General features: G+C 65.1%; 23 protein-coding genes, 1 tRNA gene and 1 pseudogene. 16 read left to right on the forward strand and 9 right to left on the reverse strand.

Features of this window, described 5'->3' with window-relative positions; all coding sequences use genetic code 11:
• Positions 1-307 (reverse strand): annotated as a pseudogene (locus tag NH448_RS14415) (hypothetical protein); the annotation flags it as partial.
• Positions 308-369: 62 nt separating this feature from the next.
• Here NH448_RS14415 and NH448_RS14420 point away from each other — a divergent pair.
• Positions 370-705 (forward strand): hypothetical protein, encoded by a 336-nt coding sequence (locus NH448_RS14420; RefSeq protein WP_045991373.1) that lies wholly within the window; start codon positions 370-372, stop codon positions 703-705.
• Between the two features lie 16 nt (positions 706-721).
• On the opposite strand, the gene NH448_RS14425 is transcribed toward NH448_RS14420, so the two are convergent.
• Positions 722-1,156, reverse strand: coding sequence for a hypothetical protein (locus NH448_RS14425; protein ID WP_045991372.1), 435 nt, complete (start codon positions 1,154-1,156; stop codon positions 722-724).
• Positions 1,157-1,239: 83 nt separating this feature from the next.
• Here NH448_RS14425 and NH448_RS14430 point away from each other — a divergent pair, with 83 nt between their 5' ends.
• Positions 1,240-2,424, forward strand: coding sequence for a PatB family C-S lyase (locus tag NH448_RS14430; protein ID WP_045991347.1), 1,185 nt, complete (start codon positions 1,240-1,242; stop codon positions 2,422-2,424).
• 104 nt (positions 2,425-2,528) lie between these two features.
• Here NH448_RS14430 and NH448_RS14435 read toward each other — a convergent pair whose 3' ends face one another.
• Together NH448_RS14435 and NH448_RS14440 are read right to left on the reverse strand one after the other, a co-directional pair.
• Positions 2,529-3,473: a co-chaperone YbbN gene (locus NH448_RS14435; protein ID WP_045991346.1), complete on the reverse strand. Its 945-nt coding sequence runs from the start codon at positions 3,471-3,473 to the stop codon at positions 2,529-2,531.
• Between the two features lie 402 nt (positions 3,474-3,875).
• Positions 3,876-3,952, reverse strand: a tRNA-Met gene (locus NH448_RS14440).
• 369 nt (positions 3,953-4,321) lie between these two features.
• On the opposite strand from NH448_RS14440, the gene phbB reads away from it, so the two are divergent.
• A complete protein-coding gene (phbB, locus tag NH448_RS14445; protein WP_045991345.1) occupies positions 4,322-5,068 on the forward strand; it encodes an acetoacetyl-CoA reductase in 747 nt (248 codons plus the stop codon).
• 150 nt (positions 5,069-5,218) lie between these two features.
• On the opposite strand, the gene NH448_RS14450 is transcribed toward phbB, so the two are convergent.
• Positions 5,219-7,996 (reverse strand): DUF349 domain-containing protein, encoded by a 2,778-nt coding sequence (locus tag NH448_RS14450; RefSeq protein WP_045991344.1) that lies wholly within the window; start codon positions 7,994-7,996, stop codon positions 5,219-5,221.
• Between the two features lie 258 nt (positions 7,997-8,254).
• On the opposite strand from NH448_RS14450, the gene minC reads away from it, so the two are divergent.
• From minC to sbcB, 4 genes are all read left to right on the forward strand, one after another.
• Complete coding sequence (gene minC, locus NH448_RS14455) at positions 8,255-8,995, forward strand: septum site-determining protein MinC (RefSeq protein ID WP_045991343.1); 741 nt, start codon at positions 8,255-8,257, stop codon at positions 8,993-8,995.
• Positions 8,996-9,167: 172 nt separating this feature from the next.
• A complete protein-coding gene (gene minD, locus NH448_RS14460) occupies positions 9,168-9,989 on the forward strand; it encodes a septum site-determining protein MinD (protein WP_045991342.1) in 822 nt (273 codons plus the stop codon).
• Positions 9,986-10,240, forward strand: coding sequence for a cell division topological specificity factor MinE (gene minE, locus NH448_RS14465; protein ID WP_045991341.1), 255 nt, complete (start codon positions 9,986-9,988; stop codon positions 10,238-10,240). The genes minD and minE overlap by 4 nt, the downstream gene beginning before the upstream one ends.
• Positions 10,241-10,455: 215 nt before the next feature.
• Positions 10,456-11,946 carry an exodeoxyribonuclease I gene (gene sbcB, locus NH448_RS14470; RefSeq protein ID WP_045991340.1) on the forward strand — a complete coding sequence of 497 codons (1,491 nt, stop codon included), beginning with the start codon at positions 10,456-10,458 and terminating at the stop codon, positions 11,944-11,946.
• A gap of 239 nt (positions 11,947-12,185) precedes the next feature.
• Here sbcB and NH448_RS14475 read toward each other — a convergent pair whose 3' ends face one another.
• The gene (locus tag NH448_RS14475; RefSeq protein ID WP_124804953.1) at positions 12,186-15,110 is read right to left on the reverse strand and encodes an insulinase family protein; all 2,925 of its coding nucleotides are present in this window, start codon (positions 15,108-15,110) and stop codon (positions 12,186-12,188) included.
• A complete protein-coding gene (locus NH448_RS14480) occupies positions 15,110-15,793 on the reverse strand; it encodes an SOS response-associated peptidase (RefSeq protein WP_124804952.1) in 684 nt (227 codons plus the stop codon). Before NH448_RS14480 ends, NH448_RS14475 begins: the two co-directional genes overlap by 1 nt.
• A gap of 180 nt (positions 15,794-15,973) precedes the next feature.
• On the opposite strand from NH448_RS14480, the gene NH448_RS14485 reads away from it, so the two are divergent.
• Entirely contained in the window at positions 15,974-16,624 is a 651-nt protein-coding gene (locus NH448_RS14485) for a TetR-like C-terminal domain-containing protein (RefSeq protein WP_108131203.1), read from the forward strand.
• Positions 16,621-17,328 (forward strand): 1-acyl-sn-glycerol-3-phosphate acyltransferase, encoded by a 708-nt coding sequence (locus NH448_RS14490; protein WP_308812411.1) that lies wholly within the window; start codon positions 16,621-16,623, stop codon positions 17,326-17,328. Before NH448_RS14485 ends, NH448_RS14490 begins: the two co-directional genes overlap by 4 nt.
• A gap of 242 nt (positions 17,329-17,570) precedes the next feature.
• On the opposite strand, the gene NH448_RS14495 is transcribed toward NH448_RS14490, so the two are convergent.
• Both NH448_RS14495 and ccsA read right to left on the reverse strand, forming a co-directional pair.
• Positions 17,571-18,866, reverse strand: a complete 1,296-nt coding sequence (locus NH448_RS14495) for an HlyC/CorC family transporter (protein WP_045991336.1) — start codon at positions 18,864-18,866, stop codon at positions 17,571-17,573.
• A 75-nt stretch (positions 18,867-18,941) separates the two neighbouring features.
• Positions 18,942-19,742 (reverse strand): cytochrome c biogenesis protein CcsA, encoded by an 801-nt coding sequence (gene ccsA / locus NH448_RS14500; protein WP_045991335.1) that lies wholly within the window; start codon positions 19,740-19,742, stop codon positions 18,942-18,944.
• Positions 19,743-20,009: 267 nt separating this feature from the next.
• Between ccsA and ffh the strand changes: the two genes are divergently transcribed.
• The 7 genes from ffh to NH448_RS14535 all read left to right on the forward strand — a co-directional run bounded on the left by ffh (position 20,010) and on the right by NH448_RS14535 (position 25,674).
• A complete protein-coding gene (gene ffh, locus NH448_RS14505) occupies positions 20,010-21,419 on the forward strand; it encodes a signal recognition particle protein (RefSeq protein WP_045991334.1) in 1,410 nt (469 codons plus the stop codon).
• A gap of 276 nt (positions 21,420-21,695) precedes the next feature.
• Positions 21,696-21,944: a 30S ribosomal protein S16 gene (gene rpsP, locus NH448_RS14510; RefSeq protein ID WP_045991333.1), complete on the forward strand. Its 249-nt coding sequence runs from the start codon at positions 21,696-21,698 to the stop codon at positions 21,942-21,944.
• Positions 21,945-21,994: 50 nt separating this feature from the next.
• The gene (gene rimM / locus NH448_RS14515; RefSeq protein ID WP_045991332.1) at positions 21,995-22,564 is read left to right on the forward strand and encodes a ribosome maturation factor RimM; all 570 of its coding nucleotides are present in this window, start codon (positions 21,995-21,997) and stop codon (positions 22,562-22,564) included.
• A gap of 42 nt (positions 22,565-22,606) precedes the next feature.
• Complete coding sequence (gene trmD / locus NH448_RS14520; RefSeq protein ID WP_108131204.1) at positions 22,607-23,413, forward strand: tRNA (guanosine(37)-N1)-methyltransferase TrmD; 807 nt, start codon at positions 22,607-22,609, stop codon at positions 23,411-23,413.
• Between the two features lie 110 nt (positions 23,414-23,523).
• Positions 23,524-23,880 carry a 50S ribosomal protein L19 gene (rplS, locus tag NH448_RS14525; RefSeq protein ID WP_045991330.1) on the forward strand — a complete coding sequence of 119 codons (357 nt, stop codon included), beginning with the start codon at positions 23,524-23,526 and terminating at the stop codon, positions 23,878-23,880.
• Between the two features lie 156 nt (positions 23,881-24,036).
• Positions 24,037-24,933, forward strand: coding sequence for a site-specific tyrosine recombinase XerD (xerD, locus tag NH448_RS14530; protein WP_253028922.1), 897 nt, complete (start codon positions 24,037-24,039; stop codon positions 24,931-24,933).
• Between the two features lie 3 nt (positions 24,934-24,936).
• Entirely contained in the window at positions 24,937-25,674 is a 738-nt protein-coding gene (locus NH448_RS14535) for a DsbC family protein (protein ID WP_124804950.1), read from the forward strand.
• The last annotated feature ends 76 nt before the right edge of the window (positions 25,675-25,750 follow it).

The following is a 25,750-nucleotide window of genomic DNA, read 5'->3' on the forward strand; positions in this document are numbered from 1 at the left end:
CGGCAAGGCCACCCGCGGTTCCCTGGGCCACGCCCTTGAGCCCGTCACCGCGTGCGGCCAGCAGGTAGCCGCCGCCCAGCGCCAGGGTCGCGGTGAAGCCGGCCAGGGTGTGTACGGCGCTGTCGCTGGCGAACTGGGGCGACAGCTCCAGGCCAATGAAGAACAGTGCGATGGCGGTGCCCAACGGGTAGCCGGAGAGCAGGCCGGCGACCCGGGTGCTGACCCGCTCGGCGATGACCGACAGGCCGAGCACGACGCCGACGGAGATAAGCAGTTTGGCCAGTTGCCAATGAAGGGGGACGTCCATGAGGGGAGGGGGTTCCTTGGGTTATCGTATGTATCTGGTGACCAGGTTCAAGCGAGATGACCATGACCGAGCTGTCGCCGCCCCCGAGGCCGGAGCGCTGCGAGCTGTGCGCGCGAGGGGCGCCCCTGACCAAGCATCATCTGATACCGCGTTCGCTGCACGGCAAGGCGCGCTATCGCAAGCGCCACGATCGCGTCGAGCGCCTGACGGCGATCCTGTGGGTGTGCCATGGCTGCCACCGCCATCTTCACGCGCTGCTGAGCGAGCGTGAGCTGGCCGACCATTATCGCAGCCGCGAGGCGCTGCTGGCACATCCGGAGATTCGTTCCTTCGTCGAATGGCTGTCGACCAAGCCGGATGGGTTTCGGCCGAAGCGGCCGACCCGGCGAAGAGGCTAGGGCTTCAGTGCGGTGCCTAGACCAGCCTGAGCCCCTGGCGATCGACCCAGGCGGCGGTCACCGCGGCCGCCAGCGGTTGGCGAAGGTGTTCCGGCAGGGCATCGACGGCGGCGTCGCGGCTGTCGAAGGCGCGATTGCGCAGCCAGCAGTAGGCCCAGGCGCAGGCCTCGGGCTCATCGCCGGGTGTCGGCCGCGCAGGCATCTGGACCAGCAGGAACAGCGCGGTACGCACCGCCCAGTGGGGTGGGATCTCGTCGTTGTCGGCGGCGGCCCAGCGCTCCAGTGTGGCGCCGTCCGGGGTCTCTCCCGGGTCGCCGAGGCCGGCGACCCGGGCGGTTTCTGCCAGGATCAGCGCCAGGCGATCGGGGTCGCCGCGTCCAAGCGCCAGCCACTGGCCGATCAGGGCAGGCATTCCTCGGCATACCTTGGCGAAGAATCCGTGATGCGGCATGGTGCTTGTCATGGGGGAAGCGTCCTTCAAGTGCTTGGCCAGGGTATCCTGGCAACCGACCAGCCATCGTCAGGGAGATGACCATGAAACCCGATTTTGCCACGCCGATCGATCGACGACAGCCCCGCGGTGATGATCGTTCGCCACATTGGCCGTCACAGAAGTGGCACCGCCACGGTGATGACGTCCTGCCGCTGTGGGTCGCGGACATGGACTTCCGCTCGCCCGAGGCGGTGGTCGAGGCGCTGTCGGCGCGCATCGATCATGGCGTCTTTGGCTACGGTCTGGTGGCGGAAAGTCTGGAACAGACGCTGATCGACTGGAGTGCCAGCCACTATGGCTGGGACATCGAGGACCGCTGGCAGCACTGGCTGCCGGGGGTGGTTCCGGCGTTGCACCTGGCGAGCCTGGCCTTTACCGAGCCTGGCGATGGGGTGCTGACGGTGACGCCAATCTATCCGCCGTTCTTGCAGGTGGCCAGGCGCACCGGGCGCCTGCCCCAGCAGGCAGCCATGCGCCCGCCCCAGGCGCCGGGCGAGCCCTGGACGCTGGACCTCGAGGCGCTGGAGGCGGCGATCACCGAGCGGACCCGGCTGCTGTTGTGGTGCCAGCCCCACAACCCCACCGGACGAGCCTGGCGCCGCGAAGAGCTCGAAGGACTGGCCGAACTGGTCGAGCGTCATCGGTTGATTGTGGTCTCAGACGAGCTGCACTGCGACCTGCTGCTCGACGAAGGAGCGCGCCACCAGCCCCTGGCCGCCGCCTTCCCGGCGCTGGCTGATCGCATCATCACCCTGTGGGCGCCCTCCAAGACGTTCAATCTGGCTGGGCTGACCGCCGCCTGCGCGATTTGCCCCGACGCCGGCCTGAGAAAGCGCTTTCGTGATACCGCCAAGGGATTGATGCCGGACGCCAATGTGCTCGGGCTGGTGGCGGCAGAGGCCGCCTATCGCCACGGCGAGCCCTGGCGTCAGGAGTTGTTGACGGTACTGCGTGGCCACCGCCAGACGCTGGTCGAGCGTGTCGCTGGCTGGCCCGGCGTGGGCTTCAGCGCCCCCGAGTCGACCTATCTGGCCTGGCTCGATCTGCGCCAGTCGACCCTGGGGGCCGAAAAATCGCCTGCCTCGGCATTGCTCGAGCGAGCCGGGGTCGCGCTGTCGGATGGCGCCGACTTCGGCTGGCCGGGCTTTGCGCGGCTCAATTTCGGCACCACGGCCATCCAGCTTGACGAGGCGCTGGCGCGCCTGGACCAGGTGTTGGGCGGCTGAGTGGCGCTGGCGTAATATCCTCAACAACGAAAACGGGGCCCTCGAAGGGGCCCCGTTTTCATGCTCAGGCGATGAGCGGCAAGGCGCTCGACGTCTCGATCCACTCAGTAGAGCAGGGCGAACAGCTTGCGGCGGTAGCTCACCGTCAGCGGATGATCGGCGCCGAGTGCGTCGAACACCCGCAGCAGGGTCTTGCGCGCCAGGTCGTCACCGTAGGCACGGTCGCGCTTCATCACTGCCAGCAATCCTTCCAGGCCGGGTTCATAGTCACCGTCGGCCACCTGGCGCAGCGCCCTCAGATAGTTGGCCTCGCTGTCGTCACGCCCCTCCAGGGCGGCCAGGGTCTCGGCGTCGGGCGCTTCTTCGCCGAACTCGATGCTGGCACGAACGCCGCGGGCCTCGGGACCGTCGCGGTCTTCCGGAGGTAGCGCGTCAAGCAGGGCGCGCGCTTCATCATTGCGACCTTCCGCCACCAGCACTCGGGCCATCTGGATCTGGTAGGCCAAGTGGTCGGGGTACTGCTGTGTCAGCTGCTGCAGGATCTCCAGCGCGGTGGCGGTGTCGCCCGCCGCCAGGGCCTGCTCGGCCTGTTCTTCGGGGCTTGCCGGAGCATCTTCCGGGGCCGGGAAGTAGCGGCCCAGCCACTCGCGAATTTCCTTTTCCGGCAAGGCGCCCTGGAAGTGGTCCACCAGACCGCCCTGGCTGATCAACTTGACGTCGGGTACCGAGCGTACGCCGAGCTGGCCGGCGATGTCCTGGTTGTCGTCGATGTTGAGCTTGGCCAGCAGGAAGGTGCCGGCGTACTCGCGGGTCAGCTTTTCCAGCACCGGCATCAGGTTCTTGCAGGGCTCGCACCAAGGGGCCCAGCAGTCCAGCAGCACCGGGATGCGCATGGACAGCTCCAGCACCTGCTGAATGTTGCTGCGGTCGACGTCGAAGATCAGGTCGCTGTCGGCCGGCCCCTGGGACGCCGCGGCGGCACCCTGGGCGGGTTCGCTGCTCGGATCGCTGCTCAGAGGTTCGCCTGTACGAGGGTCGACGATGGGCATGGGACACAACCTTGTCAAAAGTGAATTGCCCTAAAGATGCGGGCGACGGCCACCGACTTCAAGGCGCCTGCCGATACGCCGGAGCATGCCTGGAATCGATGACTGGCCAGCGGTGTGCCCAAGACGCGGTAAAGGGCTGCGGCGACGGTCGATTCTTGACCGACTCGGGTTGATCGAGGTCAGCTCTTCGACGAAAGAAGGAGGGGGGGATGGCTAATCCGGGGACACGGAAGCGCCAAAAAATATCGAATTGGCACAGAAAAGTTAAGATTTAATCAGGAGGCGAGCTTCGTAATACGGCGATGCCGCAACGGCGTCTGATGGCGAAGCGCTGGTCTCGGCCAGCACCGGACAGCCAACAAAAAACGAGGCAGTCCCGAAGGACTGCCTCGTTTTCGTATTTGGTAGCGGGGACCGGATTTGAACCGATGACCTTCGGGTTATGAGCCCGACGAGCTACCAGACTGCTCCACCCCGCATCAACGAGGACGTAGTATACGGATAATTCTGGCTGCGTCAACCCTGTGCGATTTCGGGTGTGATGGGTCGTGCCGTTCGGGCGCTGTGGTCCATACTGGAGTGGCTGTCATGCAAATGTCAGTGCTAGACGCTAGCCTGGTGGATAGTCGTTGTGGACGTTGATTCGACGCAGTACCACGACGAAGGCCTGCCGAGGTAGGCAGGTGGGGCTGGGCGTCGCAGTGGCAGGAGGCCACCCGCGATCGCTCTGGGCCCGAGGTTCCTGGTTGCGCGAATGCGCAGCACCAGAGCATCCACTGCTATACATGCTTGCAACAACAAGTGCCGTCGCCAAGCGGCGGCGTGAAGGACAATCAGGGAGGTCGTCTATGACTCAGCAAAAGCCCGTCGCGTGGGTCACCGGTGGTACTGGTGGTATCGGAAGCTCAATCTGTCGCGAACTGGCGGATGCCGGCTATCAGGTAGTGGCCGGTTACAACAATCCTGACAAGGCCAAGACCTGGCTGGAGACCCAGAAGTCGGATGGCTATGACAATATCGACATCGCCGGCATCGATCTGACCGATTTCGAGGCCTGCCAGAATGGCGTCAAGGCGATCGAGGACCAGCATGGGCCGATCGCAGTGCTGGTCAACTGTGCCGGTATCACCAAGGATGGCACCTTGAAGAAGATGTCGGCGGACCAGTGGAACGTGGTCATCGACACCAACCTCAACAGCGTCTTCAATACCTGCCGCAGCGTGATCGAGAGCATGCTGGAGCAGGGCTACGGACGGATCATCAATATTTCGTCCATCAACGGCCGCAAGGGGCAGTTCGGCCAGGTGAACTATTCCGCCGCCAAGGCCGGCATGCACGGTCTGACCATGGCGCTGGCGCAGGAAACTGCGACCAAGGGCATCACCGTCAACACCATCTCGCCTGGCTATATCGCCACCGACATGATCATGAAGATTCCGGAGAAGGTGCGCGAGGCCATTCGCGAGACCATCCCGATGAAGCGGTACGGCACGCCGGAAGAGATCGGCCGCCTGGTCAATTTCCTGGCCAGCAAGGACAACGGTTTTATCACCGGTGCCAATATCGACATCAATGGCGGTCAGTTCATGGGCTGACAGACGTCGCGCCGGGCTCACGAGGCTCGGCGATGTACATTTCGCCAGAAACCACGATGCGAGGCCAAAAGGCCTCGCATCGTGGTTTTCAGGGGTTGAAAGAGTTCAGGGGTTGAAAGAGGGGGGAAGGCACGGCAAGCCGTGCATCGCTCAGGGTGGTGGCAGTTGACTCAGCCCATCCAGCAGGGCGTCGAGCTCCTGTACCTCGCGCTCCCACTGCTGGCGCGACACTGGACCGGTGGCCAGCAGCCCGCACAGTACCGAGATCAGCTCGTCTTCCCGGCTCGGCGCCTGGCCAAGGCTATCGTTGAGGCGGTCGACCTGGATCGCCAGGCGCAGTGGCTCGTCCTGGTGGCCGATCGGATGGCCCGCCAGGAGCGCCAGGTGCACCCGCAGTCGTGCCAGACGCTCGGCGACTTCCTCCGCTGGAGCAGGATCGCGTCGTGCGGCGTTGCGCTGTGCGTGGGCCTGTTTCAGCGCCGGCGGCAACGATAGCGCGGCGGGAATCTCCACATCACTGCAGAGGCGACCGGCGAGGCAGTCATCGTCGGCCTCAAGGTGCTCGAGAATCAGGGGTTTGACCTCGCGCCAACGACCGACGACCTCTGCCACGGAGAGCCGTTCCAGGCGCTCGCGCCGAGCCCGTACGATGCCGGTCCAGCGCTTGCGCATGCCTTCGGTGCGCCGGCCCGATGGCAGCGGTTCCAGCGCGCTGGCCTCATCCACCGCCTTGTCCAGCCAGTCGGCCTCGCTGCTTGCCGCGGGTTGCCAGGCATCGATGCGGTCGATCAGGGCCTGCATCTGTTCCAGCCGCTCGCGAGCACGCTGGGCACGATCATCGCGCTCGGCGTCACGCTGGGCGAAGATCTGGTCGCATAGTTGGCGGAATTCTCGCCACAGGGTCTGCTCCTCGCCCTTGGGCGCGCGCCCCAGTTCGCGCCAGCGCTGTTGCAGTGCCTTGGCCTGGTCGGCTCGCTGGCGTGCCGGCAGTCGTGCATCGACCAGCGCTCGGGCCTGGTCGATCACCTCACGCTTGGCGTCGGCGATCTCGTTGGCGCGGCGATCGATCAGCGCCTGCAACTGGTGCCGGATGCGGCCGAAGCGTCGTCCGATGGCCTCTGCGTGATCGCGCGGGACAGGGGCGGTGCGGCGCCACTGTTCCCTGGCCTGGTCGCGGATCTCGCGCAGCGCGTCGGGGTCGGCCTGGGCGGCGGGCTGCTCCAGAAGGGCCTCGATCTGCTCGCACAGCGCTTCGCGTTCTGCCAGGTTGGCCTCGCGCAGGCGCTGTTGTTGTTCACGCCAGGCCTTGAGCGACTCGCGAATACGTTCGGAGGTTGCCCGAAAGCGCTCGGACTGCTCGCGGTTGGCCGCGGCGTCGCCCAGTGCCTTCCACTCCTTGACCAGCTGGCGATGGCGGCGGTCACGGTCACGGTCGGTGAGGGTGGCGTCCTGCTCCAGGGCCTCGATGGCCTGGCACAGTTGCTCGCGCTTGGGACCGGCGACGAAGCCGCGCCAGTCACGCAGTTCGGCGAGTCGTGCGCCGAGGCGCTTGAGTCGAGACTGCTGGGCACCGGCCGAGGACGGCAGCTGATCGGCGAGGTGGCGAAGCCGCTGGTGCAGGCGGCTTGCTCCCTTGAAGGTACCCTCGTCGAGCAGCGCCTCGAGACGATCCAGTTCCTCATCGAAGCGTGTGAGCTGGGACTCAGACGGTTCGTCTCCGGAAAGATCCTTCTCCAGGCGAAGATGGTGTCGGGCACGTTCGAGCCTCGGGTCTGGCGGCAGACCTTCGGGCCACTTGCAGTCGCTCACCAGCTGCTTCAGCGCAGCCTCGTCGCCGGCCCTGATGGCTTCCTCCAGCGGCAGGGCGCGCTCGACCAGGCGCTGGTGGGCCTGGTTGATGGCGTCGTAGTTCTTCAAGGCCTTGTCGTAGCGCTGGCGCAGGCCGTCGTCGGCGAGGTGGATCTCGGACAGTGCCTGCCAGCGGTTGGCCATCAACTGCTTCTGAGCGCGCAGGCTGGCCAGGTCCTGTTCACCGACATATTCGCCCTGATAGAGCGCGGCCAGGCTTTCTTCCAGCGCCATGACCAGTGCCTCTCGGTCCTGGTCGGCCTGCTCGCGGCGCTGTCGGTCGGCACGCAGGGCGTGTTCCTGGGCCTCGTGATCGTGAATCACCTTGCGACAGCGCAGGCTGGCCTCCTGGTAGCGCTGCTCCTGCCCGGCGTCGGGCAGATCCGCCAGTCGAGACCACTCGCGCTCCAGATGGCGGAAGCGCCCAGCGTAGAGAGGCTCCCAGGTGGCACGGGCGTGCTGCTCGAGACTGGCCAGCAGTTGCTCGCGTCGTTCCCGAGCCTGTTCCACGGCGTCGGCGTCGGCGCGCAGTCGACCCAGGCGTTCCTTGGCGTCGCGCACCACGTGGCGATCCCGGCGGGCCGCCTGGGCCAGCTGCTTGAGACCTTCCTCGGAGGTGACCCGCTCGGCGGCGGCGTGACGTACGGCGGCGATGCCGTTGTCGCAGGCCTGGCGAATCAGGGCGGCCTCGTCATCGAGCCTGGCCAGGGCGGCGAGTCGCAGCTGCTGGTTATCGCCCTGGAGGGCGATCTCCTCGAGCATCGCCGCGTCGTCCAGGGACTCGACGATCTGCTGGCGGCGGCCAAGTTCGATGCCGCCCTGGCGACCGATCAGCAGCGCGATGAGCTGACGATCCAGCTCGCGTGATCCTTTACCCTCGACGCGCAGCTCCAGCAGTCGCTGTGGGTCGTCCAGGCGTCTCGCCGCGGCGAGACGGACGTCGGGCTCGGTGTCCTGGACCAGGGTCTCGAGGGCCTCGCGTTGGCTCTGGGGGTCGAGCCGTTCGGCGGCGTCGCGTCGGACCTGTGGATCGGGATGTCGCCAGCGTGGCGAGAAAAGGCGGCGGAGGAGTCCGGGCATGGGGCTTCCTGCAAAGAAATAAAGAAAGGTGGCGAAACGGCTTCACCATCTTGTTATTGCGCCAGGCTAAGCCGGGCGTCGAGATAGAAAGTTTATCTAAGCATGCGCGCCACCATCAGAAAAGGCCTCAGCGCAGGGCTGTGGCTGATTGGAGACACTGACAGGAGGACAATTGAGGCTTATGATCGGTTGCAGGACCGGGGGCTCTGACTTAGCTTGAGATCATCCCCCGACCAACACCCGACGTGGAGTTCGGCAATGAGCCTCAAAGTGGACAGGGACAGCATGGCGTTTACGTTCAAGGGTGGGATGCTGCCCATGACGGTGATGGAGCTTTCCAGTGCGGATCCCGAGGAAATTCGCGATCAGCTCGCGGGCAAGCTCTCGCAGTCGCCAGCCTTCTTTCAGCACACCCCGGTGGTGCTCAGCGTCGAGAAGCTCGACGAACCTCACCTGGCCCTGGAACGTATCTGTGCGGTGTGCCGGGCGCACAAGCTGCTGCCGGTAGCGGTGCGCGGTGGTGCCGATCCGGTCAAGCAGTCCGCCTGGGCGCTCGGACTTGGCTGGTTCCCCCCCCAGGATGCCGCCCGTGCGCGTACCCTGGAAAGCGTTCCGGTGCAGGAAGACGAAGACGTCACCGTGGTCGAGGAAGTGGAGGCTGACGCGCCTCATGGCGGACGTATCTTTCGTGGCACCGTGCGTTCCGGCCAGCAGATCACCGCTCCCGACGGCGACCTGACCGTGATCGGTGCGGTCAATGCCGGGGCCGAGGTACTGGCGGCGGGCAATGTCCACGTCTACGGTGCCCTCAGGGGGCGTGCCCTCGCTGGCATTCACGGCGACCACCAGGCAGGCATCTTCTGCCGTGAGCTGCATGCGGAGCTGTTGTCGGTGGCGGGCAACTACAAGCGTCTCGAAGATATCGACCCCCAGCTGCTCGGCTCCTCCGTCCAGGTCGTGCTGACGGACGATCAGTTGGGGATCACCGCGCTGAAGTGAGCCTTCAGCTGGGCTTGTAAGGAGCCTTCAGCCGGGCTTGTGAAGCGCCTTCAGCGGGGCATTGCCGCATCAGCGGGCGCTTTAGCGCGGGACAGCGATTTTTATAAGGCCGTGCCTGGTCACTGCGGTGACCACACAGGACCAACAACTTTACGACGACAGGATGCGACACTTGGCCAAGATCATCGTTGTGACCTCCGGTAAAGGCGGGGTCGGCAAGACAACCAGTGCGGCAGCCATTGCCACCGGGCTGGCACTCAGAGGCAACAAGACGGTAGTGATCGACTTCGATGTCGGTCTACGGAACCTCGACTTGATCATGGGCTGCGAGCGCCGTGTGGTCTACGACCTGGTCAACGTCATCCAGGGCGAGGCCGGGCTGAACCAGGCGCTGATCCGTGACAAGCGCGTGGACAACCTGCATATCCTTCCTGCTTCCCAGACTCGGGACAAGGATGCCTTGACCCAGGAGGGCGTCGAGAAGGTGCTGGACACCCTGACCAAGGACTTCGACTACATACTGTGCGATTCACCCGCCGGTATCGAACGTGGTGCCCAGCTGGCCATGTACTTCGCCGACGAGGCCATCGTGGTGACCAACCCCGAGGTGTCTTCGGTGCGTGACTCCGACCGTATCCTTGGGCTGTTGTCATCGAAGACCCGGCGGGCCGAGCAGGGCAAGGACCCGATCAAGGAGCACCTGCTGATCACCCGCTACAACCCCGGACGGGTCGACCAGGGAGACATGCTGAATCTCGAGGACATTCGCGAGATCCTGGCCATCAACCTGGTAGGTTTGATTCCCGAGTCCGAGGCCGTGCTGAGAGCCTCCAACCAGGGGGTCCCGGTCACCCACGACGACAGCAGTGACGCTGGCCAGGCCTATATGGATACGGTCAGCCGGCTGATCGGAGAGGAGGTGCCCTTGCGCTTCCACGAGTATCAGAAGAAAAGCCTGCTGAGCCGCATGTTCGGAGGAGGAGGTCGCCGGTGAAACTACTCGATTTCCTGAAGCGCGAACGCAAGAAGTCCGCGTCTGTCGCCAAGGAGCGGCTGCAGATCATCGTGGCGCACCAGCGTAGCCAGCGGGGACAGCCTGACTTCCTGCCGATGCTGGAGAAGGAGTTGCTTGAGGTCATCCGCCGCTATGTCGAGGTGGACGACGATGCTATCAATATGTCGCTGGACAGCGAGGACAACTGCTCGGTGCTCGAGCTCAACGTGACCCTGCCGCGCAGCAGTTGATGCAGCGCCTGGTGTTGCTTGAACGTCGTGATATCGTCGCTGCCACATCGCCGATGCGATATCGACAATGCCAGCCATCAAGATGACGCCCCTTGGGCGTCTTTCGTGTATTTCCTTCCCGCGCCGGACTCGACCTGTGATCGTGCAGGCTGAGCCCGGCGTTGGCCTGTGCTAGGCTGACGGGCCTTTGACGTACGCGTGGAGACCGCAATCCCATGGCGCAGCCGAAAGCCGCTCCGCTGACCTTTCTGTGGCACGACTACGAGACCTTTGGTGCCGATCCTCGGCGCGATCGTCCCTCGCAGTTCGCGGCCATCCGTACCGACGCAGAGTTCAACGAGATTGGCGAGCCGGTGGAGCTGTTCTGCAAGCCCGCCGATGATGCCTTGCCGCACCCCATGGCCTGCCTGATTACCGGTATTACGCCCCAGCAGGCGAGGCGCAACGGTGTGCCCGAAGCCGAGTTCGCCGGCTCCATCGTCGACGAGATGAGCGTCGCCGGGACCTGTGCGGTGGGCTACAACAGCCTGCGCTTCGACGATGAGGTCAGTCGTCACCTGTTTTACCGCAACCTGATCGACCCCTATGCACGGGAGTGGCAGAACGGCAATTCGCGCTGGGATCTGATCGACGTGGTGCGCGCCTTCCACGCCTTGAGGCCCGAGGGCATCGAGTGGCCAAGGCGCGAGGACGGCAGTCCCAGCTTTCGCCTGGAAGACCTGACCGCGGCCAACGGCATCGAGCATGCCGGCGCCCACGACGCCCTGGCCGATGTACGCGCTACCATCGCCCTGGCGCGACTGTTGCGGGGCGCCAATGCCAACCTGTTCGACTACCTGCTGTCGCTCAGGGCCAAGCGTGAGGTGCGCAAACGCCTGGATACGACCCAGCGCAAGCCGGTGGTGCATATTTCCCGGCGCTATCCTGCCAGCCGTGCCTGCGGGTCTCTGGTGATGCCCCTGGCCGAACACCCGACCAATCCCAACGGCGTCATCGTCTACGACCTGTCGCTGGACCCTGCCGACATGCTCAGTCTCTCGCCCCAGGAGATTCGTGCTCGGGTATTCGTCAGCAATGACGACCTGGCCGAGGGCGAAAGCCGGATTCCGCTGAAGGTCGTGCACATCAACAAGTGCCCGGTGATCTTTCCGCCCAGTGCGCTCAAGGATGTGTCGGGGCCCCATCAGGGCGAGTACGGCGAGATCGTGGCGCGCATGGGGCTCGAGATGGACGCCTGTCGCGGTCACTACCAGCGGCTGGCCAAGGACCCCGATATCGTCGCCAAGGTGCAGGAGGTGTTCGCCGAGCCACCGCCGGAGCCGCCGAGGGATCCGGACCTGATGCTCTACTCCGGCGGGTTCTTCTCTCCTGCCGACCGCCAGCAGATGGAGCGCGTGCGTGCCATGGATCCCTGGGATCTGGTCGACGCCAGCTTTGCCTTCCAGGACCCGCGCCTGGAGGAGATGCTGTTTCGCTACCGCGCCCGCAGCTATCCGGACACCCTGACCGGCGAGGAGCAGGCGCGCTGGGAGACCTTCCGGTGGGAGCGGATGAACGACTCGGCGCTGGCGAGCCTGACGCTAAAGGACTTCGCGCGTGAAATCGAACGTCTGAACCAGACCTCGCTGAGCGATCGCGAACGCCAGATCCTCGAGGAGATGGTGATGTTTGTGGAGTCGATCATGCCCGCCCAGGCGTTCGGCTAGGGGACCAGCCTGGCGCAGACGCACGGCGTCGCGCTGGCCGTGTCGGGCATCATCAATATGGCGCCATGAATCAGGTGCCATGTATCAGGTGTGATGAAGCGGGTGAAACGACAAGGCCCGACCGGCGATGCCGGTCGGGCCTTGTCGTCACTGCTGTCGGCGGCGGCGTCGCCAGCCTGGCGGGATCGCCCCCAAGCAGGGGGCGATGGGGTGGGCCAGGGCCTTTTGGCAGAGCCCTGTCAGGGTTTGGCCGCCTGGGCGCTGGTGTCCGCCGGCGTCGGTGACAGCGCTTCTTCCTCGTCACCGGGCAGGGCTTCCAGGTCGCCTTTCAACGCCATGACGTCGCTGGGTGCGGCGCCCGGATCGAAGGTCACGTCCACCACTGCGGCGCCACCCAGACGCTGCCAGCTGTCCTTCAGGCTGGCGGCGTCGACCTCGAGCACCGCGGCGGCCAGCCGCTCACGCCTATCGAAGTCGGTGTCGCCGTAGGACAGCGCCTGCCACAGGCGGGTGGTGCGCTCCTCGAGGCCTGAATCACGCTGGGTAATCTCGTCGTGGACCGCCTGGCGATAGGTGGCCAGGGTGTCGTCATCCAGGCTGTCCAGACGCTCGGGCACACGGTCGAGGAAGTCGCTGACCCTGGCCTTGAGCTCGTCGCTCTGGGTGGAGGGAGACTGCACCAGCAGGCTGATGCCCGGAGCGTGCAGCAGCGGTGAGTAGCCTGCGCTGACGATGTACCCGAGCTGCTGTTCGGTACGCAACTGCTGGTAGAAGGGAGTCTCGAGCAGCTTGCCGAGCACCGCGATGCGGGCCTGGGTGGCGATACCCTGGTCCGGCCCCTGCAGGTAGCGAATCAGCAGCGACTCGTCTCGGCTGGAGTCCGGCGTCAGGCTCGGCAGATCCACTGCCTTGAGTACCTGCAGGTCGGTGATGGCGTCCGCGCCAAGGCTGGGCTCAAGCGCCGCGATGGCCTGCTCGGCCTCGTCGCGTGCCAGCGACTCTTCCAGGTTGCCGACCACCAGCGCCTGCAGGTGCAGCTCGTCGAGGAAGCGCTCGCGGAAGTCGCGCAGGTCCTGGGGCTCGAGGTCGGACAGCGCCTCCAGCAGTACCTGGGGGGACCACTGGGGCCGAATCAGCGCCTCGGACAGGGTGCGTTGACCCTGGTGATAGAGCGGATTGCGTGGTGCATTGCCCCATTGCTTTTCCAGGCCGTAGCGTACTCGGGCAACGCTTGCGTCGAGGATCTCACCCTGCTTGAGCTGGTCGATCACCTCCCGTATCACCCTGTCCTGGCGGTCACGCCAGCCGGTGAAGGACAGCGTCATGCCACGCGAGTGGGCATAGGCTTCATACTTCTGTCCCGCCAGACGTGCGGCGTAGAGCTTCTCGTTGAGGCTGTCGTTGAGCCAGCCGGCCAGCAGTTGTGTCAGCACGGCCTGGCGCGGGGACTGGCTGGCGCCAGGGTGCTGCAGGCTGAAGCGCCAGGAGGCCTTGGGCGTATCGTACTCGGCATCGGCCTTGTACCAGGCGTCGGCCTCGGGGGTGTCGATCAGCAGTGAGGGGCGCTCGTCGTGGGCCTCAAGCAGCGCCAGGTCCTCGGCGATAAAGGGATTGGGCTCGGGCAGCGCCAGCCCCGCCAGGGGGTCGGCTGCGGTGTCGGCCAATGGCGTCTCCTGCCAGGCGGTGTCGTAGTAGCGGCTACGTTGGTCGCCTTCGACCTCGGGGCCGGTGTATAGGCGGATCATGTTGTCGGGGCGCAGCGCATCGAGCCAGCGACGCACTTCCTCTGCGTCGAGCCCGTCCATGCGGTAGCCGGCGCGGTTGACGTCCTCGAGCGGGTAGTGGGTCAGGCTCATGGACAGGCGCATGGCCTCGTCCAGGGCGTTACCGTGCTGCTGGAACTGGAACGCCTGCTCGGACAGGCTGGCCTGCTCGTCGTAGCGTTCCTCGCTGATGCCCTGTTGGCGAATCTGCTCGATGGTGGCAAACAGACTGGCCTGGATGCGATCGAGATGCTCGCGACCCTCAGGGGTCAGGCTGACATCCACGGCCAGCAGTGCATGGCGGCCGTCACCTCGGGTGACGCCGGCGGACAGGCCGTCGGCCCAGCCGGCCTCGCGCAGGCGGCTCAACAGGCTGCCGGGCCCCTCATGACCGATCAGGTTGGCGATGTAGCTGGCCGGCTTGTGGCGATAGCTGAGCACGGGGTCGGGAACCGGGAACAGAAAGCTGACGCGGCGAGCGTCGCGCAGCGACTGGGCCTCGGCGGCCAGCGGCAGGCGTGAGCGATCCACCAGTGGGGTGTCGATGACGGGTGCCTCGAGGCCGCGATCGGGCACCTCGGCGAAACGTTCGACCACCAGTGTCTGCAGTTGATCCAACGGCATCGGCGCCACCACCGCCAGATGCATGACGTTGGCGCCGTAGTGGTTCTCGTAGAAGTTCATGACCCGCTCGCGCAGGCTGGGCTCCCCTTCGGGCCGCTCGGCCAGGGTCTCCTTGCTGCCCACTGAGAAACCCACGGTGGGGTTGGCAGGATTGAGCAGGGCGTCGAGGACCTCGTTCTCGCGGCGTGCGTCATCGCGCAGGCGCGCCTGATATTCGGAGTGCACCACGTTGCGCTCGCTGCCCAGGCGGTCGGCGTTGAACAGCGGGTCGATGAAGAACCGACTGAAGCGATCCAGAGCGCCTTCGAAGGCCTCGGGTTCCACATCGAAGAAGTAGTTGGTGTCCAGCGAGGCGGTGAAGGCGTTGTGGCGCCCGCCGTGGCGGCTGATGTAGCCCTGGTAGGCGTCGGGCTCGGGGTAGGCCTCGGTGCCCAGAAACAGCATATGTTCGAGCAGGTGGGCGAGCCCCTGCAGGTCATCGGGATCCTGGGCGCTGCCCACCGACACATTGAGTGAAGCCGCCGCCTTGTCGGCCTCGGGATCGCTGACCAGCAGGACGTCGAGGCCGTTGTCCAGGGTCAGTACGCGATAGTCGCGATCATCGTGGGGGCTGACGATCGGCGTCGTGGCGGTGGCCACGTCGGCGTCGGCCTGAGCCGTGGGCGGTTGCTCGCTGGTAGCGGCCGGGGCCGCGGAAGCCTGAGCCAGCGGTAGCCACAGGCCGATCAGGGTGGCGACGAGGGCGCTGGCGCCGCGTCGTGTGAGGGTCGAAGCCATCACGTCTCCTTGGAAGTCTGGCGCCACACCTTGCCGATGGGGTGGGCACAGGATGGGTCTTGCTCTTGAGGATTGTTCACTCGTCTTGATACCGGAAAAGCGCCCAACAGTTCCCCGGGAGGGGGGCTCAACAGTGACTTGAGGTCCTCGGGATCACTCTGCGGGTCCAGCCAGGCCCTGGCTTGACCGGGGGCTATGACCGCCGGCAGACGGTCGGTCAGGGGGGCCAGAAAGCCAGGGCTAGGTACCGTGATCAAGGCGAAGGAGTCGTTATAGTCGGTAAGGGTGGTGTGAAACCTACACCATAGTCCGGCCAGCAGCATCGGCCCGCGGTCTGCTCTGGTGATCAGGAAGGGCTGCTTGTAGTTCGGACGCGGCTGCCAGGCGTAGGCGCCGGCTACCGGCACCAGGCAGCGCCGCGCGCGGAAGGCGTCACGGAACATCGGGCGCGAGTCGAGGCTTTCGGCGCGGGCGCAGTGGGGGGCGTGATCGAGTACCTGCAACCAGGGCGGTGTCAGGCCCCAGAAACCGATCCCCAGGGTAGGGCGTCCAGCTTCCAGGCGGATGATCGACAGTGGACGGCGCGGGGCCATGTTGACGCCGCTGATGGCCTGGGCCGGAGCATCGAGGTCGTCGAGGGCGGTCTCGATGGCGCGGGCGGGAATATAGAGGCGGCCGGTCATGGGGGCTCCTGCGATCTGGAGGGCCAGCGTACCCAAGCTCCCGGTGTCAGGAAAGCCTTGAGCCCGTTGTCACGGCGAAGGGGGCGTAATGAGCGGTCGAAAACAGTGTTCGATTAATGTATGCTGAACGATACCGCTGAACCTGAAGCCGCCGATGTCCGGCCGCGAGAGAGAAGAGCGATGGCGCGTCCAAGACAGCATGCCCCCGAGGAGCTTCACGCCCAGGTGATGGCCGCCTGCGATGCCTGGCTGGCTGAGCAGCCGGTGCATGCCCTGTCGCTGCGCTCGTTGGCCCGGGAGGTGGGCTGTGCGCCGAGCACCCTGCTGAAACTCTACGGCAGCTTCAACAACCTGCTTCAGCACGTCAACCTGGAAAGCCTTGGTCGGCTGCGCACGGTGATGGAGCCCCTGCTGGTGGACACCACCGAGCCCGAGGCCCGGCTGCGTGCCCTGGCCCAGGGGTACTGGAAGTTCGCCCGCGAAGACGCCCATCGCTGGCAGCTGATGTTCGACTATCCGCTGGCCCAGGAAGGCGAGCTCGATCAGCGCCAGACCGATATGATCGGCGCACTGTTTGCCCGGGTCGAGGGGACCCTGACCGAGTATCAACCGGATCTCGAATCGCTCGAGGCGCAGCGCCTGGCGCGAACCCTGTGGGGCAGCGTTCATGGCCTGGTGCAGCTGGGGCTCAATGATCGTCTTGGCTATTCCCAGGGCGGCGCCTTTGAGGTCGAGGAGCTGCTCGATCAACTGCTGTCGACCACCCTCGCCGGACTCAAGCAGATAGGCCGTGACCAGAGGGGCGATAGACAGGTGAACGACACGCCGTGATCGACGTACTCGTCTGGGGCCTCGTCGGCCTGCTTGCCTGCATCGCTGCCTGGCGCTTCTATCGCGCCCCGGCGGTGTATATCCGACGTTTCGTGTTTGCCTTTATCCATGTGTTGTACCGACTTCGCTTCCAGGGGCGTCGCTTCGTGCCCCCGCGCGGGCCGGCGCTGGTGGTGTGCAATCATGTCAGCTTCATGGATGCGCTGGTGATGGGCGGCGGCAGCCCCAGGCCGCTGCGCTTCTTGATGGATCGCCCGATCTACGAGTCGAAGCGCCTCAACTGGCTGTTCCGCATGGTCGGGGCGATACCCGTGGAGTCGGATCGTCGTGACCCGGGCAATGTGCGTCGCGCCCTGGAAGAAGTCAGCCGCGCCTTGAGAAACGGCGACGTGGTGATGCTGTTCCCGGAAGGGCGGCTGACGTCGGATGGTGATGTCAAGACCTTCCGCCGGGGCCTCGATCTGATTCTGTCGAGGGACCCGGTGCCGGTGATTCCCGCCGCGCTGTCAGGCCTGTGGGGCTCGTGGACCTCCAATTGCCACGGCAAGGCTCTGGCCCATTTCCCCAGGCGCTGCCGCGCCCGGGTGGCGCTCTACTTCGACGAGCCGGTGCCGCCGGGGCAAGCCACCCGTCAGTCGCTGGAGGCCCGGGTGCGCGAGCTCAAGGCCGAAGCCGATCGCTGGGTCGAGACCGGTAAGCCCTGAGGCAACCGCCGCCGGGGTACGCAGGCTCCGACAGAGGGAAGGTCGGGTTAGGGAAGGGATAACGCAGAAAGGGACGGCCTCGGCCGTCCCTTTCTCGTAAATACCTTGCTTGTCAGTGCTTTGCTTGTCAGTACTGCTTGTCAGTACTTTGCTGGCAAGTACTCTGCCTGCTGGTGCCTTGCCCGCCGGTTTCTTCCCTGCATGTCGCGTCGCGACTGACGTGCCTCTGGTCCTTGCGGTGGTCAGTCGCCCGCGTCGGATTCTGCCAGGACGCGGCGAGTGCCAGGCCAGCAGCTGACTGAGGTGATCAGGTTGTCGCGCATCTCGAGGATTTCCATGCGGATGTTGCCGATCTGCAGACAGGCCGGGCCGTCGGGGAAGGACTCGAGGTGTTCCAGTATCACCCCGTTCAGCGTCTTGGGGCCGTCGGTGGGCAAGTGCCAGCCCAGCGACTTGTTGATATCACGGATATTGGCGGTGCCGTCGATCACGTGGCTGCCATCGCTCTGGGGCAGCATGTCCTGTTCCTGGCCGGCCACGTCGGTGGTGAATTCACCGACGATCTCCTCGAGGATGTCCTCCAGGGTCACCAGACCCTCCACGTCGCCGTACTCGTCCACCACGATACCAATCCGGCGCTTCTGCTTCTGAAAGTTCAACAGCTGGGTGTGCAGCGGCGTCGATTCGGGAATGAAGTAGGGCTCCCGCGCTTCCTGCACGATGGCCGCCTTGGTCACCTCGCCTCTGGACAGGAAGCGGGCGGCATTGCGCAGGTGCAGCATGCCGATGATGCTGTTGATGTCGCCCTTGAATACCGGCAGCCGGGTGTGCTGGCTGGTGCGGATCTGGGTCAGGATATCCTCGAGACTGTCGTCGAGATCGATGCCGACCACCTCATGGCGCGGCACCATGATGTCGTTCACGGTGACATTCTCGAGATCCAGAATCGACAGCAGCATGGCCTGGTGGCGATGGGGGATCAGGGTGCCGGCCTCGTGGACCACGGTGCGCAGCTCGTCGCGGGTGAGATTGTCACCATTGCCGTCGATATTCTTGACGCCAAGCAGTCTGAGCAGGCCGTTGGAGATCACGTTGACCACCCACACCAGCGGATACAGCAGCTTGAGCAGCGGCTCCAGAATCATCGAGGCCGGGTAGGCGATGCGCTCCGGCTTCACCGCCGCGAAGGTCTTGGGGGTAACCTCGGCGAAGATCAGCACCACGATGGTCAGGATCGCCGTGGAGATGGCGGGGCCGCTGACATCGCCAAAGAAGTGGATGGCGATGATGGTGGCGATGGAGGCCGCCAGGTTGTTGACGAAGTTGTTGCCGATCAGGATGACGCCGATCAGCCGGTCGGGACGCGCGAGCAAGCGCATCACGCGCTTGGCGTTGCGCTGTCCGCTGTTGGCCTGGTGGCTCAACCGATAGCGGTTGATCGACATCATGCCGGTCTCGGAACTGGAGAAGAAGCCCGATAGGGCAATCAGCAGAAAGAGCAGGCCGAACAGCAGGCCCACCGGAAAGTCGTCGTTCAAGACGTGAAATCCTTGGTCGCGGGTAGGGGTCGAGTTGTAGGGGGTCGGGCCGGGAGTGTCAAGGAGACCTCCTGTCTAGCTGTGCGCTAACAGCACCTCAAGGACAAACTTGCTACCAAAGTAGGCCAAAAGCAGTGCGATATAGCCTCCCAGGGTCCAGCGCACCGCCCGCATACCTCGCCACCCAAGGCGGTAGTGGCACAGCAGCAGTACCGCGAACACCAGCCAGGCCAGCAGCGACAGCACCGTCTTGTGGACCAGGTGTTGGGCGAACATGTTATCGAGGAACACGAACCCGCTGGCGATGGCCAGCGTAAGCAGGGCCATGCCCACCCAGATCATCTCGAACAGCACCCGCTCCATGGTGGTCAGCGGCGGCAGTGCCTGTACCACGCCGCGTATCCGGTGATGCTTGAGGGCCTTGTTCTGGACGCCTACCAGTATCGCCTGCAGCGAGGCGATGGCCAGCACCGCGAAGGCCAGGGCGGAGCTGACGGCGTGGAAGGCGATGCCGGGGGTCATGCCGTTTGCGCTGGTAGGGGTCGGTAGTTCGGTACCGAGCAGCAGCACCACGCCTGCAAAGGGGAACAGCACGGCGGCGATATTGAGCACCGGCTTGAACAGGCTGGCGCCCAGCAGCACCACCACCGCCAGGGCGGTGACCAGCACTGCGCTGGTGGACAGTCCTGGCAGCATCGAGCCCTCGAGGGCAAGCAGGCCGCCGGCGACGACCAGGTGGAGAGCCGCCGCCAGGGTGCCGAAGCCGCGCACCAGTAGGTCGCGCGGAGGTACCCGGCGAATCAGGGTCAGCCCTTGCCAGGAGGCAGCCGCCAGATAGAAGACAAAGGCCAGTAGAGCCAGAGGTAACGCCTGCATGCTGTGCTGTCCGTGCGCCTTGCCGGCGCCTTTGAAGATAGGGATCCTGGGTCCGGGGAATGCCTTCCCCTCGACACCGACTATACCGGATAGCGCCTCGGCTGACAGCCAGCGGGCGGCCTTCTTCGGCTGTCTTGCCGGCAACTGCATGGAGAGTCCGCGCCACAAGGCGTATAATTTGCGCCATCGTCAAGGCCGCGCACCGGCGGCCGTCTCAAGGGGCGTCTCGACAAGGGCGCCTTGAGGCCATCGCATTTGGAGAGGCCCATGTTTCAGAACCTGAGCGAGCGTCTGTCCCAGACGCTGAAGTCGATCAAGGGTCAGGCACGCCTGACCGACGACAACATCAAGGACACCCTGCGCGAGGTGCGCAAGGCGCTGCTCGAGGCGGACGTTGCCCTGCCGGTGGTCAAGGCGTTCATCGAGCGAGTGCGCGAACGTGCCGTGGGCCAGGAGGTCTCCCGCAGCCTGTCGCCGGGCCAGCAGTTCATCAAGATTGTCCAGCAGGAGCTGGAAGTCACCATGGGCGAGGCCAACGAAGGGCTGTCGCTCAAGGGCACGCCCTCCGTGGTGCTGATGGCCGGCCTGCAGGGTGCGGGCAAGACCACCTCGGTGGCCAAGCTGGGCAAGTATCTGCGCGAGCGCGAAAAGAAGAAGGTGCTGGTGGTTTCCACCGACGTCTACCGCCCCGCCGCCATCGACCAGCTCGAGACCCTGGCCAAGGAGGTCGAGGTCGACTTCTTCCCGTCGCGCTCGGATCAGGCCCCGGTGGACATCGCCACGGCGGCGCTGAAACACGCCAAGATCCAGTTCCATGACGTAGTGTTGGTCGATACCGCGGGTCGCCTGGCCATCGACGAAGCGATGATGCAGGAGATCCAGGGGCTGCATCAGGCCATCGAGCCCTCCGAAACGCTGTTTGTGGTCGACTCCATGACCGGCCAGGATGCGGCCAACACTGCCCGCGCCTTCGCCGATGCCCTGCCGCTGACCGGGGTAGTGCTGACCAAGGCCGACGGTGATGCCCGTGGCGGTGCCGCCCTGTCGGTGCGTCACGTCACCGGTCGTCCGATCAAGTTCATGGGTGTCGGCGAGAAGGTCGATGCCCTCGAGCCCTTCCATCCGGATCGTGTGGCCTCGCGCATCCTCGGCATGGGCGACGTGCTGTCGCTGATCGAGGAAGCCGAGCGTACCGTCGACAAGGGCAAGGCCGAACAGCTCGCCAAGAAGGTCAAGAAAGGCCAGGGCTTCGATCTCGAGGACTTCCGCGAACAGCTCCAGCAGCTCAAGAAGATGGGCGGCATGAGCGGCCTGATGGGCAAGCTGCCGGGCATGGGGCAGATGGCCGAGATGGCCCAGGGGCCTGGGCCCGAAAAGGAGCTTGGCAAGCTCGAGGCGCTGATCAACTCGATGACGCCGAAGGAACGCCGTAATCCGGACATCATCAACGGCTCGCGCAAGCGCCGTATCGCCGCCGGTGCCGGCCTGCAGGTGCCGGACCTCAATCGTCTGCTCAAGCAGCACAAGCAGATGCAGAAGATGATGAAGAAGGCCGGTAAGAAAGGCGGCATGCAGAAAATGATGAGGGGCATGTCCGGCATGATGGGCGGAGGTGGCCCTGGCGGCCCCGGAGGCATGGGTGGCATGGGTGGCCCCGGCGGCATGCCCTGGCGCTGAATCAGTTTTTTCGCTGATGCTGTTTTTAATGCCAAGCGCCCAAGCGTGATGAAGATGCAATACGCTGGGCCCGCCACTCTCGGCCCTGGCACCGCTGGTGCGCCGCTCGTCAAGGGATGAGCGGCAAAAAAGGTTCCCTTGGGGGGTGGTTTTCCGTAGAATACTGCCTCTTCACTCGAGGACCGCGCCTGGCGCGGCCCTCGTCGTGAGCGAAACACCGGTGGCTGGCCTGGCCGTCGCCGTTATCTGAAATCCCAACCGAAGGACAGTCAACGTATGGTTACCATTCGTCTGGCACGTGGTGGCGCCAAGAAGCGTCCCTTCTACCACCTCGCCGTGACCGATTCCCGCAACGCCCGCGACGGCCGCTTCATCGAGCGTCTGGGCTTCTTCAACCCGGTGGCCCGTGGCCAGGAAGAGCGTCTGCGCATCGACCTCGACCGCATCGCCCACTGGCAGTCCCACGGCGCGCAGCTGTCTGACCGCGTCGCCGAGCTGGTCAAGGAAGCTCGCAAGCAGGCCTGAGGCGCAAGCCTTGCCTGTGAATGTCCCGGTGTGAAAGAGGTTTGACCCAGATGGCATCGCCACAACGCCCTAGCGCGCAGCGCCAAGCGCAAGACGATCGCCACAGCGACGATTACGTCGTGCTGGGCAAGCTGACCAGTCCTTACGGCATCAAGGGCTGGCTGAAGGTGTATTCCTACACCTCACCCATGGAAGGCATTCTCGACTATGCCGAATGGGTGGTCCGTCACGACGGACAGATTTCGCGCCATCGCCTCAAGCAGGGGCGCAAGCAGGGACAGGGCCTGGTCGCCCAACTGGACGGTGTCGATGACCGTGACCGTGCCGAGAGTCTGGCCGGAGCGGACATCCTGCTGGCCAAGCAAGACCTGCCCGAACTCGACAGTGAAGAGTACTACTGGCACCAGCTGGAAGGCCTCAGGGTCGTCACGCTGGAAGGGGTGTCTCTGGGACGCCTGGCCTACCTGTTCGAGACCGGTGCCAACGACGTCATGGTCGTGAAGGGCGGCGACGCCCCGGACGATCGCGAACGTCTGCTTCCCTACCTGCCCGATGACGTGGTCAAGCGCGTCGATCTCGAGGCAGGAGAGATGCTGGTCGACTGGGACCCGGAGTTTTGAGCGCAGTGCGTTCGAAAACCGCGTCGACAGGAGATCGATAACGTGTGGATAGGGGTGGTGTCACTGTTTCCGGAAATGTTCGAGGCGATTACTCGTCACGGCGTGACCGGCAGGGCCGTCGACAAGGGCCAGGTGACGCTGGAGTTCTGGAACCCCCGGGACTACGCCACCGACCGCCATCGCACCGTGGATGATCGCCCCTATGGCGGTGGTCCCGGCATGCTGATGAAGGTCGACACCCTGAGAAGTGCCATCCACGACGCCCGCAGCCGAGCCCAGGCGGCCACCGGCGAGCGTCCCAAGGTGATCTACCTGTCGCCCCAGGGGCGCAGACTGGATCAACAGGGCGCGCGGGAACTGGCGTCCGGACCGCCCCTGGTGGTGGTGGCGGGGCGTTACGAAGGCATCGATGAACGCGTGGTCGAAGCGGACATCGATGAGGAGTGGTCGATCGGCGACTATGTCCTGAGCGGGGGAGAGCTGCCCGCCATGGTGCTGATCGATACGGCGGCAAGGCTGGTGCCCGGTGTACTGGGGCATCAGGATTCCGCGGTCGAGGACTCCTTCAACGACGGTCTGCTGGACTGTCCGCACTATACGCGCCCGGAGGAAATCGACGGTCGCAAGGTGCCGGACGTGCTGCTCAGCGGTCACCACGGACAGATCCGTCAGTGGCGGATGAAACAGTCCCTGGGGCGTACCTGGCAACGGCGGCCCGACCTGCTCGAGGGCAGGCAGCTGTCGAAGGAGCAGAAGCGGCTGTTGAACGAGTTCATCGACGAACACGCCGACAAGGCGGAGGTGCAGGACGAACGTCGGGATTCCGACGAGGCGGCCAGTCGCCGCTGACGGACCTGCGTCATCAACGACCCGCGCGCTCGAGCTTCGAGGGCCGGGATCACGATCCATCGGCACCCACGACCGATCGATGGATCACAACGATTTCAGGAGTGAGTCAAATGAGCAGCAAGAACAAGGTGATCCAGGCGCTCGAAGCCGAGCAGATGAGCAAGCAGGTGCCGGACTTTGCACCGGGCGACACCATCGTCGTTCAGGTCAAGGTCAAGGAAGGCAACCGCGAGCGTCTCCAGGCCTTCGAAGGCGTGGTCATCGGCAAGCGTAACCGCGGTCTGAACTCCGCTTTCACCGTGCGCAAGATCTCCCACGGCGTCGGCGTCGAGCGTACCTTCCAGACCTACAGCCCGCTGGTCGACTCCATCAGCGTCAAGCGTCGCGGTGACGTGCGCCAGGCCAAGCTGTACTACCTCCGTGAGCGTAGCGGCAAGTCTGCTCGTATCAAGGAAAAGCTGGCTTAAAACAGCCAGCGCTGTCAGCCAGTCCGAGGGAGGCCCTGCCTCCCTTGCCCGACACCCCGTCACCACCTTCGTGGGGCGGGGTGTCGGTGCATTGGGGGCCTTCTCGTGCTTCACCAGTGCCCTCGATGGCCAGCCCCACAGCCCAGGAGGTGTTGCTTGAGCGCCGGCGATCGTCAGACAATCGACCGCTTCCTCGACCAGCTATGGCTCGAGCAGGGCGTCAGCGACCATACCCTGAGCGCCTATCGCCACGATCTGGAGGCCTGGGCCAACTGGCTTTCTGGTCAGTCGTGCGCGTTGCTCACGCCGGGTGAGCGGACCTTGCCGGACTGGCTGGACTCGCGTCGCGAGCAGGGCTACAAGCTCACCAGCAATGCCCGGCTGCTGTCGAGCCTCAGGCGCTTCTACCGCTGGGCCCTGGCCGAAGGGATGATCGAAGCGGATCCGCTGGCCCGGGTGCGCCTGCCGCGGGTGCGGCCATCGTTGCCGGACACCCTGGACGAGGACGAGGTCGAGCGCCTGCTGAATGCGCCGGACCTGTCCACCGCTCTGGGACTGCGCGATCGCGCCATGCTCGAGGTGCTGTATGGCGCAGGGCTTCGCGTCAGCGAACTGGTCGGTCTGACCACCGATGCGATCAATCTGCGCCAGGGCGTGGTGCGGGTGCGCGGCAAGGGGCAGAAGGACCGTCTCGTGCCGCTGGGCGAGGAAGCCGGCCACTGGCTGGAGCGCTACCTGCGCCAGGGGCGTAGCGAGCTGATGAGCGATATCCAGCGTCCGGCGCTGTTCCCCGGGCGGGGCGACGGCGCCATGACCCGCCAGACCTTCTGGCACCGAATCAAGCACTACGCCAGTGTGGCAGGCATCGATCGTCCGCTGTCGCCACACACCCTGAGGCACGCCTTTGCCACCCATCTGTTGAATCATGGGGCCAATCTGCGTGTCGTACAGATGCTGCTGGGGCACTCGGACCTGTCGACGACCCAGATCTACACCCATGTGGCGCAGGCGCGACTGGAAGCCCTGCACGCCGACCATCATCCTCGAGGCTGACCCATGAAACGCCCTCTGTTCGTGCTTTCCCTGCCCGCTCTGCTCACCGCTGCCCTGTGGACCAGCGGTGCGCTGGCGGCCCCTCCCGCCGCGCTCAACGAGCTTGAGGTGAACGGCCAGAAGATGCCGGTGAGTCAGGTGCTGGATACCCCCATGGACGGCATCTACGAGGTGCGTCTGGAGACCGGGGAGTCCTTTTACACCAACGAGAGCGGCAGCCACTTCCTGGTGGGGGATCTGTACCAGAACGCCGAGGACGGCCTGGTCAACCTGTCCGAGCAGAGCCGCAACGCCAGCCGCGCCAGCCGCGTGGCGGCCATCAACGAGTCCGAGCAGATCGTCTATCGCGGGGTCGATGAGCCCAAGGCCACCATCCACGTCTTCACCGATACCACCTGTCCTTACTGCCGCAAGCTGCACGAGGAAGTGCCGCGCCTCAACGAGCTGGGCATCCAGGTCAACTACCTGGCCTTCCCGCGTGGCGGCATGCAGAGCGAAGGCGCCCGCCAGCTCGAACAGGTGTGGTGCGCCGACAATACCAGCGAGGCGATGACCGCCGCCAAGAGTGGAGAGGTTCCGAGCGGCGCCACAAGCTGCGACAATCCGGTGGAGCGGCAGTATCATCTGGGGCTGGAGCTGGGCGTGCAGGGCACGCCGGCGATCATCCTGCCCGACGGCACCATGGTCCCGGGCTATGTGCCCGCCGAACGGCTGGCCGAGCGCCTCGGCATCGACGGCTGAGCCCGTCTGACAACACAATCGAGAAGGCTCGAGCCAGACTCGGGCCTCGCCAAATCGCTGACACAGCCGTCGCTTG

This window comes from Halomonas sp. OfavH-34-E (assembly GCF_024124525.1).
Taxonomy (GTDB): Bacteria; Pseudomonadota; Gammaproteobacteria; order Pseudomonadales; family Halomonadaceae; genus Halomonas; species Halomonas litopenaei.

Bases quoted from the DNA above. Each gene is read 5' to 3' on its own strand.
- NH448_RS14535 (WP_124804950.1), top strand. From the start codon at position 24,937: ATGAAACGCCCTCTGTTCGTGCTTTCCCTGCCCGCTCTGCTCACCGCT.
- phbB (WP_045991345.1), top strand. From the start codon at position 4,322: ATGACTCAGCAAAAGCCCGTCGCGTGGGTCACCGGTGGTACTGGTGGT.
- ffh (WP_045991334.1), top strand. From the start codon at position 20,010: ATGTTTCAGAACCTGAGCGAGCGTCTGTCCCAGACGCTGAAGTCGATC.
- NH448_RS14480 (WP_124804952.1), bottom strand. From the start codon at position 15,793: ATGACCGGCCGCCTCTATATTCCCGCCCGCGCCATCGAGACCGCCCTC.
- rplS (WP_045991330.1), top strand. From the start codon at position 23,524: ATGAGCAGCAAGAACAAGGTGATCCAGGCGCTCGAAGCCGAGCAGATG.
- rimM (WP_045991332.1), top strand. From the start codon at position 21,995: ATGGCATCGCCACAACGCCCTAGCGCGCAGCGCCAAGCGCAAGACGAT.
- ccsA (WP_045991335.1), bottom strand. From the start codon at position 19,742: ATGCAGGCGTTACCTCTGGCTCTACTGGCCTTTGTCTTCTATCTGGCG.
- rpsP (WP_045991333.1), top strand. From the start codon at position 21,696: ATGGTTACCATTCGTCTGGCACGTGGTGGCGCCAAGAAGCGTCCCTTC.
- minC (WP_045991343.1), top strand. From the start codon at position 8,255: ATGAGCCTCAAAGTGGACAGGGACAGCATGGCGTTTACGTTCAAGGGT.
- NH448_RS14475 (WP_124804953.1), bottom strand. From the start codon at position 15,110: ATGGCTTCGACCCTCACACGACGCGGCGCCAGCGCCCTCGTCGCCACC.
- NH448_RS14485 (WP_108131203.1), top strand. From the start codon at position 15,974: ATGGCGCGTCCAAGACAGCATGCCCCCGAGGAGCTTCACGCCCAGGTG.
- NH448_RS14420 (WP_045991373.1), top strand. From the start codon at position 370: ATGACCGAGCTGTCGCCGCCCCCGAGGCCGGAGCGCTGCGAGCTGTGC.
- NH448_RS14435 (WP_045991346.1), bottom strand. From the start codon at position 3,473: ATGCCCATCGTCGACCCTCGTACAGGCGAACCTCTGAGCAGCGATCCG.
- NH448_RS14450 (WP_045991344.1), bottom strand. From the start codon at position 7,996: ATGCCCGGACTCCTCCGCCGCCTTTTCTCGCCACGCTGGCGACATCCC.
- NH448_RS14425 (WP_045991372.1), bottom strand. From the start codon at position 1,156: ATGCCGCATCACGGATTCTTCGCCAAGGTATGCCGAGGAATGCCTGCC.
- NH448_RS14430 (WP_045991347.1), top strand. From the start codon at position 1,240: ATGAAACCCGATTTTGCCACGCCGATCGATCGACGACAGCCCCGCGGT.
- sbcB (WP_045991340.1), top strand. From the start codon at position 10,456: ATGGCGCAGCCGAAAGCCGCTCCGCTGACCTTTCTGTGGCACGACTAC.